The organism is Methylobacterium sp. OAE515, assembly GCF_041806315.1.
Lineage (GTDB): Bacteria > Pseudomonadota > Alphaproteobacteria > Rhizobiales > Beijerinckiaceae > Methylobacterium > Methylobacterium tardum.
On record NZ_JBGMUV010000001.1, the window covers coordinates 5,572,508 to 5,584,909 of the forward strand.

General features: G+C 69.4%; 12 protein-coding genes. 6 read left to right on the forward strand and 6 right to left on the reverse strand.

Annotated elements, in window-relative coordinates; genetic code table 11:
- The first annotated feature begins 77 nt into the window (after positions 1-77).
- Positions 78-1,337, forward strand: coding sequence for a penicillin-binding protein activator (locus tag ABIE45_RS27125; protein ID WP_192707551.1), 1,260 nt, complete (start codon positions 78-80; stop codon positions 1,335-1,337).
- On the opposite strand, the gene hemW is transcribed toward ABIE45_RS27125, so the two are convergent.
- The 3 genes from hemW to rph are packed head-to-tail and all read right to left on the reverse strand — an operon-like array spanning position 1,338 to position 3,891.
- Positions 1,338-2,513, reverse strand: coding sequence for a radical SAM family heme chaperone HemW (gene hemW, locus ABIE45_RS27130; protein ID WP_192707550.1), 1,176 nt, complete (start codon positions 2,511-2,513; stop codon positions 1,338-1,340).
- 38 nt (positions 2,514-2,551) lie between these two features.
- Positions 2,552-3,181: an RdgB/HAM1 family non-canonical purine NTP pyrophosphatase gene (rdgB, locus tag ABIE45_RS27135; protein WP_192707549.1), complete on the reverse strand. Its 630-nt coding sequence runs from the start codon at positions 3,179-3,181 to the stop codon at positions 2,552-2,554.
- A complete protein-coding gene (gene rph, locus ABIE45_RS27140; protein ID WP_192707548.1) occupies positions 3,178-3,891 on the reverse strand; it encodes a ribonuclease PH in 714 nt (237 codons plus the stop codon). Before rph ends, rdgB begins: the two co-directional genes overlap by 4 nt.
- A gap of 168 nt (positions 3,892-4,059) precedes the next feature.
- Here rph and hrcA point away from each other — a divergent pair, with 168 nt between their 5' ends.
- Positions 4,060-5,115: a heat-inducible transcriptional repressor HrcA gene (gene hrcA, locus ABIE45_RS27145; protein WP_192707812.1), complete on the forward strand. Its 1,056-nt coding sequence runs from the start codon at positions 4,060-4,062 to the stop codon at positions 5,113-5,115.
- Positions 5,116-5,172: 57 nt separating this feature from the next.
- Here the strand turns inward: hrcA and ABIE45_RS27150 are convergent, their stop codons facing one another.
- On the reverse strand, positions 5,173-5,994 hold the full coding sequence (locus ABIE45_RS27150) for a DUF1236 domain-containing protein (RefSeq protein ID WP_192707547.1): 822 nt from the start codon (positions 5,992-5,994) through the stop codon (positions 5,173-5,175).
- 365 nt (positions 5,995-6,359) lie between these two features.
- Here ABIE45_RS27150 and ABIE45_RS27155 point away from each other — a divergent pair, with 365 nt between their 5' ends.
- The 3 genes from ABIE45_RS27155 to ABIE45_RS27165 all read left to right on the forward strand — a co-directional run bounded on the left by ABIE45_RS27155 (position 6,360) and on the right by ABIE45_RS27165 (position 9,321).
- Complete coding sequence (locus tag ABIE45_RS27155; protein ID WP_192707546.1) at positions 6,360-7,724, forward strand: MFS family transporter; 1,365 nt, start codon at positions 6,360-6,362, stop codon at positions 7,722-7,724.
- Between the two features lie 87 nt (positions 7,725-7,811).
- The gene (locus ABIE45_RS27160) at positions 7,812-8,984 is read left to right on the forward strand and encodes an alpha/beta hydrolase (RefSeq protein ID WP_192707545.1); all 1,173 of its coding nucleotides are present in this window, start codon (positions 7,812-7,814) and stop codon (positions 8,982-8,984) included.
- 55 nt (positions 8,985-9,039) lie between these two features.
- Positions 9,040-9,321: a DUF2312 domain-containing protein gene (locus ABIE45_RS27165; protein WP_010681866.1), complete on the forward strand. Its 282-nt coding sequence runs from the start codon at positions 9,040-9,042 to the stop codon at positions 9,319-9,321.
- Positions 9,322-9,367: 46 nt separating this feature from the next.
- On the opposite strand, the gene ABIE45_RS27170 is transcribed toward ABIE45_RS27165, so the two are convergent.
- Entirely contained in the window at positions 9,368-10,351 is a 984-nt protein-coding gene (locus ABIE45_RS27170) for a phosphoribosylaminoimidazolesuccinocarboxamide synthase (RefSeq protein WP_192707544.1), read from the reverse strand.
- Between the two features lie 371 nt (positions 10,352-10,722).
- Here ABIE45_RS27170 and ABIE45_RS27175 point away from each other — a divergent pair, with 371 nt between their 5' ends.
- The gene (locus ABIE45_RS27175) at positions 10,723-11,463 is read left to right on the forward strand and encodes a Crp/Fnr family transcriptional regulator (protein WP_192707543.1); all 741 of its coding nucleotides are present in this window, start codon (positions 10,723-10,725) and stop codon (positions 11,461-11,463) included.
- A gap of 36 nt (positions 11,464-11,499) precedes the next feature.
- On the opposite strand, the gene ABIE45_RS27180 is transcribed toward ABIE45_RS27175, so the two are convergent.
- Positions 11,500-12,066, reverse strand: a complete 567-nt coding sequence (locus ABIE45_RS27180) for a PAS domain-containing protein (protein WP_373622712.1) — start codon at positions 12,064-12,066, stop codon at positions 11,500-11,502.
- Positions 12,067-12,402: the final 336 nt, after the last annotated feature.

A 12,402-nucleotide genomic window follows, 5' to 3' on the forward strand; every position in this document is an offset into this window, starting at 1 on the left:
GCAAGTCTTCGTCCGTGCGTTTACATTTTCAGGGCCGGCCTTCAGATTTCCGACGCCTGCCCTGAGGAGTCCGCGCCATGGCGCGTCCGACACGCGCGCGGGACCGTCTCGTGCGTGTCACCGCTCTGACCGCTGCGCTGTGCGCCGCCCTGCTGCCGCTCGGCGGTTGTCTCGGGACCGACACGGTCCGTCGCCAGCCGATTCCGCAGGCCGACTTGTCGCCGCCCGCCGATCTGCCTCAGGCGCCTTCTGCGGTCGCGCCGGCCACGCCGGCCGCCTTCGCGGGACAGCGGATCGGCACCGGCACCGTCAAGGTCGCGCTGGTCCTGCCGCTCAACGGTCAGGGCGCTTCTGTGGGCAACGCCCTGCGCAACGCGGCGCAGCTCGCCTACGAAGAGGCGCAGCAGCCGGACCTGACCATCCTGGTCGGGGACGACCGGGGCACGCCGGACGGCGCCCGCGACGCGACGCAGGACGCGCTGCGGCAGGGCGCCGAGATCGTGCTGGGCCCGCTCTTCGCCGGCAGCGTGCAGGCCGCCGCCAACGTGGCGAAGACGGCCGGAAAGCCGGTGATTGGCTTCTCGACGGACGCGACGGTGGCGACCCGGGGCGTCTACCTCCTGAGCTTCCTCCCGCAGCCGGAGGTCGATCGCGTCGTCGAGGACTCGGTCGCGGGCGGAAAACGCTCCTTCGCGGCCCTGATCCCCGAAACCGCCTACGGCAACGCCGTCGAGGCCGAGTTCCGGGAGGTCGTCGCCCGCCGGGGCGCCCGTGTCGCCGCGGTCGAACGCTATCCGGCCGGAGCGCCCGGCCCCGCAGTCGAGCGGCTAGCGCGGGTGATCACGGGCCCCGCCGCCACCGCGGACGCGCTGTTCATTCCCGAAACCGCCGAGGCCATGCCGGCCGTCGCGGCCGCCCTCACGAAGGCGGGCTTCTCGCCGGGTCGGGTCCGTCCGATCGGAACGGCCCTCTGGAACGAGCCGGGCCTGTTCGCTCTGCCGGCTCTCCAGGGCGGGCGCTTCGCCTCGCCGGACCGCAGCGGGTTCTCGAGTTTCAGCGGCCGCTATCAGGCGCGCTTCGGCAGCGTTCCGCCGCGCGTTGCCTCGCTCGCCTACGACGCGGTGACGCTCGCCGCCGCCCTGGCGCGCCAGTACGGCTCGCAGCGCTTCGCCGAGACGACGCTCACCAGCGGATCCGGCTTCGCCGGGGTCGACGGCACGTTCCGCTTCCGCCCGGACGGTCAGAGCGAGCGCGCGCTGGCGGTCTACGAGATCCGCAACAACGCCGCGCCTGTCGTGAGCCCGGCGCCGCGCGTGCTGGCCAAGCCGGGGATCTGATCAGGTCGCGAGTTCCGCCACCAGGGCGTTGAGCACGGGCGCACCGCGGGCGGTCGCGGCGATGCGGCCGCCGGGCCGCCATTCCAGCAACCCGTCGCCCATCAGCATCCCGATCCGGTTGCCGTTGAGCGGACGGCCCTTCAGCGCGGCGTAGCGGGCGGGGTCGATCCCCTCGGCGAGCCGCAGACCCATCACTAGGAACTCGTCGGCCTGATCTTCAAACGACAGCGTCTCGGTTTCGACAACACCGTGGCCGTCGCGCTCAACCTTCGCGCGCCACGCCTCCGGCGACCGCTCGGTGACGGTGCCGATCCGCCCGTGCTCCGTGACCAGCCGCCCGTGGGCGCCCGGTCCGATGCCGGCATATTCGCCGTAGCGCCAGTAAAGCAGGTTGTGGCGCGATTCCGCGCCCAGCCGGGCATGGTTCGAGATCTCGTAAGCCGGCAGGCCGGCTTTGGCGCAGAGATCCTGCGTCACGTCGTAGAGGGCGCGGCCGGTCTCGTCGTCCGGGGTCACCAGCTTGCCGGCGGCCGCGAGACCGTGGAACGGCGTGCCCGGCTCGATCGTCAGCTGATAGAGGCTCAGATGCTCGGCCGCCCGCGCCAGAGCTTCGCCCAGCTCGGACCGCCACGCGGCCGGCGTCTGGCCGGGGCGGGCGTAGATCAGGTCGAAGGACATGCGCGTGAAGACCGCCTGGGCGACCTCGATCGCCGCCAGCGCCTGCGCCGCGTCGTGGAGGCGGCCGAGCGTCCGCAGGGACGCGTCGTCCAGCGCCTGTACGCCGAGCGAGACGCGGTTGATGCCGGCCGCGCGGTAGCCGCGGAAGCGGCCGGCCTCGACGCTCGACGGGTTCGCCTCCAGGGTGATCTCGGCGTCGGGCGCCACGCTCCAGTGGCCCGCCACGGCCTCGAGCAGGCCGGCGACCGTCGCGGGCTGCATCAGCGAAGGCGTCCCGCCGCCCAGGAAGATGCTGGTGACTTTGCGCCCAGGCGTGCGCGCGGCGTTGTGGGCGATCTCGGCGCGGAACGCGTCGAGAAAGCGCGGCTCGTCCACGCCCGCGTGGCGGACATGGCTGTTGAAGTCGCAATACGGGCACTTCGCCGCGCAGAAGGGCCAGTGCAGGTAGATCCCGAAGCCCGCGTCGCGGGTCGGGTGGTCCGGGCCGGTCGGTGTCATGATCGCCGGGATGTGAGCGCGCGCGGCCCGTTTGGCAATCAGGACGCGGGCGCGAGGCACGCCCGGCTGAGATCGACGAAAGCCCGCGCCCGGTGCGAGAGCCCCGCGCCCTTCTGCCAATCGACGCCGTGCTTCTCGTCCGCGGTCATCTCGCCGAACGTGCGCTCATGCCCGTCGGGCCGGAAGATCGGGTCGTAGCCGAACCCGGCCGAGCCTCGCGCCGCGACGAGCTCGCCGAACACCCGGCCCTCGAACAGCTCCGCGTGGCCATCCGGCCAGGCGAGCACCAGCGCCGAGACGAAATGCGCCCGGCGCTCCGCCGCGCCGCGCCGGTCTAGCTCGGCGAAGATCCGCGCCATGGCGCCGGTGAAGTCCTTGGTCGGTCCGGCCCAGCGGGCCGAGAAGATGCCCGGCGCCCCGTCAAGGGCATCCACACACAGGCCGGAATCGTCCGCGAAGGCCGGCAGCCCGGTGGCGTCGGCGGCAGCCTTCGCCTTGATGGCGGCGTTCTCGGCGAACATCGTGCCGGTCTCTTCCGGCTCCGGCAGGCCGAGCTCACCGGCCGAGACGGCCTCGATTCCGAAAGGCGCCAGCAGCTCGCGCATCTCGGCGAGCTTGCCGGCATTGTGGGTGGCGATCACCACCTTGCCCGTCAGTCGCCGGCTCACGCGATCGCCTCCTTCTGAAGCGCGACCAGCCGGTCGGTGCCGGCGCGGGCGAGCCGCAGCAGCTCGAGGAGCTGATCCTGCGAGAACGGCTCCATCTCGGCGGTGCCCTGCACCTCGACGATGCCGCCCCGGCCGGTGAGCACGAAGTTGGCGTCGGTCTCGGCCGCCGAATCCTCGGCGTAGTCGAGGTCGAGGACCGGCGTGCCCTTGTACAGGCCGCACGATACGGCGGCGACGTGGTCGCGCAGCGGATCGACCGAGATGATCGAGCGCGCCCGCATCCAGGCGAAGCAATCGTGCAACGCCACCCAGGCGCCGGTGATGGCGGCGGTCCGGGTGCCGCCATCGGCCTGGATCACGTCGCAATCGACCGTGACTTGGCGCTCGCCGAGCGCCGGCAGGTTGGTCACGGCGCGCAGCGACCGGCCGATCAGGCGCTGGATCTCCTGCGTCCGGCCCGACGGCTTGCCGGAACCGACCTCGCGGCGGGTGCGTTCGTGGGTCGCACGCGGGAGCATGGCGTATTCGGCCGTGACCCAGCCCTTGCCTGAGCCGCGCAGCCACGGGGGCCCACGCTCCTCCAGAGAGGCGGTGCAGAGCACCCGGGTGTTGCCGAAGCTGACGAGGCAGGAGCCCTCGGCGTAGCGCGACACAGCGCGCTCCAGGCTCACGGGCCGCAATTCGTCGGCGGCACGCTTGGAAGGCCGCATCGCAGGCCCCTTCTATGGTGAGAAGTCGAGGGCCGGGCTCTTAGGCCGCCGCGCCACCGCGAGCAAGCATCGCCGTGTGGATTGATCCGCGCGTGTTGGACGGACATGATCGGACCACAGGATGACCGCGTGACAGACCCCCACCCCCGATTTCCGAACAGCCAGCCCATGCAGGCGCTTGCCGCACTCAACGAGCGGGCGCGCGAGATCTTCCGGCAGATCGTCGAGAGCTACCTCACGACGGGCGAGCCGGTGGGATCGCGCAATCTCGCCCGTATCCTGCCGATGGCCCTGTCGCCGGCTTCAATTCGCAACGTGATGGCGGATCTGGAGCATTCCGGCCTGATCTTCGCGCCTCACACCTCGGCCGGGCGCCTGCCGACCGAGTTGGGCTTGCGGTTCTTCGTCGACGCGATGCTCGAACTCGGCGATGTCAGTCAGGACGAGCAGCGGCGCATCGAGGCGCAGATGCGGGCTGCCGCCTCGGGCCACACCTTCGAGTCGGCACTGGCCGAAGCCTCGACCATGCTGTCAGGCGTTTCGCGCGGGGCCGGCGTGGTGCTGACCACAAAGGCCAACGTCAACCTGAAGCATATCGAATTCGTCCGCCTCGATCCGGCCCGCGCCCTCGTCATCCTGGTCTCGGATGACGGCTCGGTGGAGAACCGGCTGGTGGATCTGCCCCCCGGACTGCCGGCGGGCGCGCTCCAGGAGGCCACCAACTACCTCAACGCGCGGCTGCAGGGCCGGACCCTCGGATCGCTGCGCGCCGAGATCGAGACCGGACGGAAGGCGATGAAGCGGGAGCTCGACGCGCTGACGGAGCGCCTGGTCGATGCCGGGCTCGCCACGCCGGTCGGCCCGACGGAGGCGCGTCAGCTCATCGTGCGCGGACAGGCCAACCTGCTCGACGACCTGCGCGCGGCTGAGGATCTCGAGCGTATCCGCCTGCTGTTCAACGATCTGGAGACCCAGAAGGACGTCATCGATCTTCTGGCCCGGGCCGAGGGCGGCGAGGGCGTGCGCATCTTCATCGGCTCCGAGAATAAGCTGTTCTCGCTCTCCGGGTCGTCGCTGATCGCGGCGCCATTCCGCGACGGGTCGCAGCAGATCGTCGGAGTCGTCGGCGTCATCGGCCCGACGCGGCTGAACTACGCGCGCATCGTGCCGATGGTCGACTACACCGCGCGGGTCGTTTCCAAGCTGCTCGACGGGGGGCGGTGAGAGGCACCGGGCAGGCTAAGACCCGCCCGGCGCCCATCACGCGAACGGTGCCGACGTTCAGGCCGGGATCACGTCCACGATCTCGTAGGTGTCGGGATCAATGATGACGATGTCGTCGCGCACGAGGATGAACTCGTAGCCCTCGTATTCCGGGACGAGCGAGACGATCGCCGGCGGAAGCCGGTGAAGGGTGACCGACCGCGGGATAGCAGTGCCCACCGCGAGGCCGAACGCGACGTCGCGCAGCGGCGAGACACCGAGGCGGGTGATCGAGCTCCGGAACTCCGTGCGCTGCCGCGTGTCGAGGCGGCCCACCGCGCCGCGGGCCGACCCACCGCCGCGGACACCCTCACGGGCGCCCTCGCGGCCGCCGCGCTCGCCGGCCGCGCCCCGACCGCCCTGGTTGGGACCGGCCGCATCGCGATTGCCGCGCTCACCCGCGGGACCGGTGTCGCGACCGCCGCGCTCCGCGGCGCCCAGGGCACCGCCGGGCCCGGTGCGGTCCCCGGCCCCGTTACGCTCGGCCGCGCCGCCTTGACGCCCCGGCCCCTCGGCACCGCGGCCACCCGGCTCAGCACCGCGCGGGCCGCTCTCGGCTCCACCGCGCGCCCCGCCTTCGGCCCCACCGCGCGGGCCGCTCTCGGCCCCGCCGGCGCCGCCGCGAACGCCCCCGCCGCCTGCACTGCCGGCACCGCCGCCTGGTCCGGCGCCGCCCGCACCGCCACCGCCCGCCGCGGGGCCGCCAGCCGCGCCACCGGCTCCGCCACCGCCGGGACCGCCACCCGCGCCGCCGCCCCCGGGACCACCCTGTGCGAACGCGGTGGCCGCTCCGGCGACGACGATCACGGCCGCTACCGTGTCTCTCAGAATCCGCTTCATGGCCTCTCCTCCTGGCGATGACGGAGCGCCCTCGACGCGCCGCGCCGGCCCGCAACGAGCCCCCAGGCCAAACCGTTCCGCCGCGTCCTCGACGTCGGGACCGCCGCTGGCGGCGATCTCGTCCGTCCCGTCATCCCGGAGCCGAGCAGCGGAGCGCGCAATCCCATCCTTTGGGCGCCGCACGAGAATCTCGGAAGATGCAGGCGCCTTTCTCTGGGACAGCCGCAAGACGATGACACTGCCTGCAACGGGTCGTGGCTAAGTCCCCTCACGGACTTGCGATCACGGTCATCACCTGTAACGTCGCGTCCTACGAAGAAGAGCCCGGCTTGTTGCCGGCTGAAAAAGTGATCGACGGAGACGCCATGTCCGCCTCGAGAGACGATACGATCGGTATCGCACCGGGCGCCCACGACGACGCAGCCGACCGGAAGCGTCGCATCTGGGCGATCGTCGGCTCGTCGTCGGGCAACCTCGTCGAGTGGTACGACTTCTACTGCTACGCGTTCTTCGCCCTCTACTTCGCGCCGGCCTTCTTCCCGAAGGGCGACTCCACGAGCCAGCTGCTCCAGACCGCCGGCATCTTCGCGGTCGGCTTCTTCATGCGGCCGATCGGCGGCTGGCTGTTCGGCCGCATCGCCGACCGGGTCGGGCGCCGGACCTCGATGGTCATCTCGGTTCTGATGATGTGCTTCGGCTCGCTCCTGATCGGCATCCTGCCGACCTACGAGCACGTCGGCACCCTCGCGCCCGTGCTGCTGCTGCTCGCCCGCATGCTGCAGGGCCTGTCGGTCGGCGGCGAGTACGGCACGTCGGCGACCTACATGAGCGAGGTCGCCATCAAGGGACAACGCGGCTTCTTCGCCTCGTTCCAGTACGTGACGCTGATCGGCGGCCAGCTCCTCGCCTCGCTGGTGCTGGTCCTGCTCCAGACGGTCATGACCGGGCCCGAACTCACCGCATGGGGCTGGCGCATCCCGTTCTTCATCGGCGCGGGCCTCGCGGTCGTGGCGCTCTATCTGCGGCGCTCGCTGGCGGAGACCAAGGACAGCAGCGACAAGGAGACGGCCGGCACCTTCGCCGAGCTGTTCAAGCATTGGCGGGCGTTCCTGGTCGTCGTGGCCTACACGGCCGGCGGCTCCCTGAGCTTCTACACCTTCACGACCTACATGCAGAAGTACCTGGTCAACACCGCCGGCATGCCGAAGACCTCGGCCTCGCAGGTGATGACCGTGGTTCTGTTCGTCTACATGGCGATCCAGCCGATCTTCGGTGCGCTGTCCGACAGGATCGGCCGCAAGGCGAACATGCTGCTGTACAGTGGACTCGGCACGCTGATGGTCGTGCCGCTGATGACCGCTCTCGGGACCAACAAGGATCCCTACCTCGCCTTCGCGCTCATCACCCTCGGGCTCGCGGTGGTGTCGTTCTACACGGGCATCAGCGGCATCGTGAAAGCGGAGCTGTTCCCGACCAACGTGCGCGCGCTCGGCGTCGGCCTGTCCTACGCGGTGGCCAACGCCACCTTCGGCGGCACCGCCGAGTTCGTGGCGCTGTGGTTCAAGGACAACGGCATGGAGAGCACGTTCTTCTGGTACGTGACCGTGCTGATGGCGATCGCCTTCGTGGCCTCGCTGATCATGCCGAACCCGAAGGTGCACGGCTATCTCGACGGCGCCGGCACCGTCGAGGAGGCCCTCGGCAAGAAGCCGCGCTTCGCCCACGCCTGACCGCGTGCAGGATCCGGCTGGACCAGCCGGATCTTTCCCGCTGATATGCCCCCCGCCGGGCGCACCAGACGCCCGCGGGAGGAAACCATGCGCAAGACCGCCCTTGCCGGCGCCCTGATCCTCATGTGCCTCGCTTCAGGCGCGCCGGCTCAAGCAGCCGAGCCGTTCAAGCCTGCGCCGGGCGCCGGCTACTTCTTCGTCGGCGGCCACTATGAGACCGCCAAGGACAAGACCACCGCCTCCGGCCAGATGTTCGTGACCTACCGCGTGCCGGAGCGGGTCACGCAGCGCTATCCGATCGTGATGGTGCACGGTACCGCTCAGACCGGGACCAACTTTCTCGGCACGCCCGACGGCCGGCCGGGTTGGGCCGACCACTTCGCCGCCAAAGGCTTTGCCGTCTACGTGGTCGATCAGGTCGGGCGCGGACGCTCGGGCGGCGATCCGGAGACCTACGGCCCCTACGCGCGCCTCCCGGTCGAGGATCTAGAGACGGTGTTCACCGGGCAGGAGCGGTTCGCGCTCTACCCGCAGGCCAAGCTGCACACGCAATGGCCGGGCGGTCCGGGCGTGCGCGGCAACGCGGCCTTCGATCAATTCTACCTGTCGCAGGTGCCCTACATCGCCAGCGCCCTCAAGAGCGAGGAGCTGGTCGATCCGGCGCTGATCGCGCTGCTGGAGAAGATCGGACCCGCGATCCTCCTGACGCACTCGCAGGCCGGCGTGTTCGGCTGGGCGGTCTCCGATCAGCGGCCCGACCTCGTGAAGGCCCACGTCGCCGTGGAGCCGAACGGGCCGACCTTCTACGACATCCGCTTCAAGGGCGGCGACAGCTGGTACGAGCGCGTGGGCGACTCGCGGGCCCGGCCCTACGGCATCACGCGGGTGCCGCTCCATTTCGAGCCGCCGGTGAGTGGGCCAGCCGATCTCACCGTAGTCCAGGCCGAGACCGCCGCCGCGCCCGACAAGATCCGGTGCTGGCTCCAGGCCGAGCCGGCGCGGACCCTGCCGAACCTCACCAAGGTGCCGGCCGTGATCGTGACCTCGGAAGCCTCGTTCCGCGCCACCATGGACGATTGCACCGGCGCCTTCCTGGAACAGGCCGGCGCGAAACCCGACCGGCTGCGGCTCGCCGAGCAGGGGATCCACGGCAACGGCCACATGATGATGCTGGAATCGAACAGCGACGCGGTGGCCGACGCGATCATCGGCTGGATCACGTCCCGGACCGACGCCCCGGACGGAAAGCCCCGCCCTTAACCTGCCGCTTACCCTGTGGCGGCGAGGGTGGCCCGGTCATCCGATGAGGGAACGCATGACCGACATGACCGACACCGTGGGCGTCGCGGGCGACCGCATTCGCTCGATCATCGAGCGCGTGGAACGGCTGGAGGAAGAGATCAAGGACCTGATGGAAGCCAAGAAGGAAGTCTTCGCCGAGGCCAAGGGTGAGGGCCTGGACGTGAAGGTGCTCAAGGAGATCCTGAAGATCCGCAAGCAGGACAAGGATGAGCGCGACGAGCAGGAGACCCTGCTCGACGTGTATCTTCGCGCCATGGACGCGCCCTCCCCGGCGCCGATCGCGCAGGCCGCCTGAGGCCTGCGGCACGGAGCGGCGCCCAGGGCGCCGTTCCCCCTCGAAACTACGCGGCCATGCCGAGATAGGCGGCGAGATTGCCGCGGATGCGCGCCAGCGGCTCCTCGGCCGGGTCGGGCAGCACGAAGCGCGCGCCCGTGATCGTCTCGTAGGCCCGAATGTAGACCGCGGCGGTCTCCAGCACGACTTCGGCGGGGATCTCGGGGATCGGGTCCTTGTACGGGTCGCAGCGGGCCACGACCCAGTTGCGGACAAAATCCTTGTCGAAGCTCTCGGGCGCCGTACCCGCGGCGAAGCGCTCAGGGTAGCTGGCGGCGAACCAGTAGCGGCTGCTGTCCGGCGTGTGGATCTCGTCGGCCAGGACGATGCGGCCCTCCCGATCGGTGCCGAACTCGTACTTCGTGTCGGCCAGGATCAGGCCGCGCTCGGCCGCCAGAGCCTGGCCCCGCGCGAACAGCGCCAGCGCCGCCTCCGATACCGTCCGCCACTGCTCCGGCGTCAGGAGCTTCCGCTCCAGGATCTCACCTTCGGTCAGGGGCTCGTCGTGTCCGCCGTCGAAGGCTTTCGTGGTCGGCGTGATGATCGCTTCCGGCAAACGCTCGTTCGGCCGCATACCGTCGGGAAAGTTGTGGCCGTACATGTTGCGCTCGCCCGCCCGGTAGCGCGTCAGGATCGAGGTTGAGGTCGTGCCGGCGAGGTAGCCGCGCACGACGACCTCGACAGGCAGGATCTCCAGCCGGCGGCCGACCACGACGTTCGGATCGGGATAGGCCAGCACGTGGTTCGGGCAGATGTCGGCCGTGTGCTCGAACCAGTAGCGGGCGGTCTGCGTCAGAACCTGTCCCTTGAACGGGATCGCCGCGAGGGCCCGGTCGAACGCGCTGATCCGGTCAGAGGTGATCAGGATGCGCCGACCGTCGGGGAGGTCGTAATTGTCCCGGACCTTGCCGCGGTAATGGTTCGGCAGATCCGGCAAGGTCGCGTCGCGCAGGACTTGATGCGCGTGCGGAGCGAGATCTGCCGTGTTCATCGGGATGGTCCGTGAGGCTGCACGGCGATCGCGCCGCAGTGCCTGTGTGCGCGGACGGGCCGAAGAATTCCAGCCCCGAACACCGGGCGACGCCGGCGGTGCGCAGGAAGCGGCCGACCGCGTCACCGCGCAAGCCGCAGGGCCCGATTCTCCCGCGGCATCGCTCGACGCGTCATTCTCTCAGCCGCGCTGCGGAACAGCCATCCATTTCGGACGGATGATATTGATGTGCCGTTCGCCCTCCGGGACTTCGTGCTCTGGTCCGGGTCCCGGCGGAGCCCTATCCTATCCGAGGGCGGCATTGGATGCGGCTGCTCGTGGTCGTCGGTCGATTGCCGACGCCTTACCGCCGCGGAGCAGTGACAGCACAGATGCAGCAGGCGAACAGGCATCCGTTCCTGCGCAAGATCGACAGCATCGTCCTGTTCAAGCCGAGCGAGGCCGAGATGGCTGCATTGTCGGCCATGCCGGTGCAGGTGGCGCAGATCGACGCCTACCAGGACATCGTGCGTGAGGGCGACCGGCCGGCCCGGAGCTTCGCCGTGCTGGACGGCATCGCCTGCACCTACAAGTCGACACGCGCCGGTAAGCGGCAGGTCATGGGATACCATGTGCCGGGCGACATGCCGGATTTTCAGAGTCTCTACCTCGAGGTCCTCGATATTAGCATCGCTTCGGTCAGCCCGTGCCGGGTCGGTTTCGTGCAGCACGAGGCCGTGCGGGCGCTGCTGCGCCAGCATCCGCGGCTGAACGAAGTCTTCTGGCGCGCGACCCTGATCGATGCCGCCCTGGTTCGGGAATGGATGCTCAACACGGGACGGCGCGACGCCTACGCGCGCATGGCGCATCTCTTCTGCGAGTTGATCACGCGTCTCGGTGCCGTCGGGCTGGCGCCGGATCGAACCTTCGAGATGCCGATGACCCAGCCGGAACTCGCCGATGCCCTCGGCATCACACCCGTTCACGTGAACCGCACGATCCGGGATTTGAAGACCGCCGGCCTGATCACGCTGCGGAGCCGCCGTCTGACCGTGCATGATTGGGACGGGTTGATGTCGGCCGCCGAGTTCGATCCGACCTACTTGCACTTGCGCGACCAGGATGCCTCCTGATCCGGGCGCGCGCAGTTCCGCGCCGGATGGATTCGATCAGTTCATTTCCTTGCGCCGCGCCGCGTGTTCCTGGGCGGCGAGCTTGCGACCGATGTCGAACAGGAGCGCCTCGGCGCGCGCCTTGAGACCCGGATCGGGCACGGCATCGATGGCACGGTAGGCCATCATCGCAGCGGCAGCGGCACGTTCGAGCGGCGGCTCTCCGGTCAGGAACACCGCCTCGGATCGGGCGAAGGCGAGGTCACCATCGTTCGTCCGCAGGTCCGTGATGTCCACCACGATCCCGCACCCGCCCACCGGCCGGCCCATGTGATTGCGCGAGAATCGGCCGCGCGCGAGGACCCAGCGCAGCACACCGTCCGACGAGCAGACGCGGAACTCGGTGACATACGGCCAGCCGTTGCGCGCTGCCTCGCGGAAGGTCGTCCGGAGACGCGACCGATCTGCAGCATGGACCCCGGCGGCGTAGGCGGACAGCGGCAGACCCGCCTCGGCTTCCTCCGGATCGACACCGAATAGACGTGCCACGAGCCTGTCCGAGCGTGCCCCGTCCGATGCCGCATCCCAGGACCAGTTGCCGATCACGTCCAGAGCGTCAGTCACGCCCTGGATTGCAGACGCGGAAATCCACCCGTCGAGAGACTTCCACTTCGGCATCGTATCGCGCCACCCTGATTGAAAGCTGATCCATGTTAGACTGCTTTCATTCGACATCAAGGAGTCTTGTCTGGAAAGAAACCGTCAACCGCACTCGACCAAATGTATAGTTTTTGACAGTACGCACGTCCGCTGTCGCAGCGTGGCACAAAACGGCTGCTCGGCAGCCGTCTGGGTCAGATATACCTGCACGACGGAACAGTGACCCCGCACAGAAAAGCTGGATGCTGGCTTCCGTTATAAATGTATGGTTCTCACGGAATGCTGTCGCGCTATCAAATC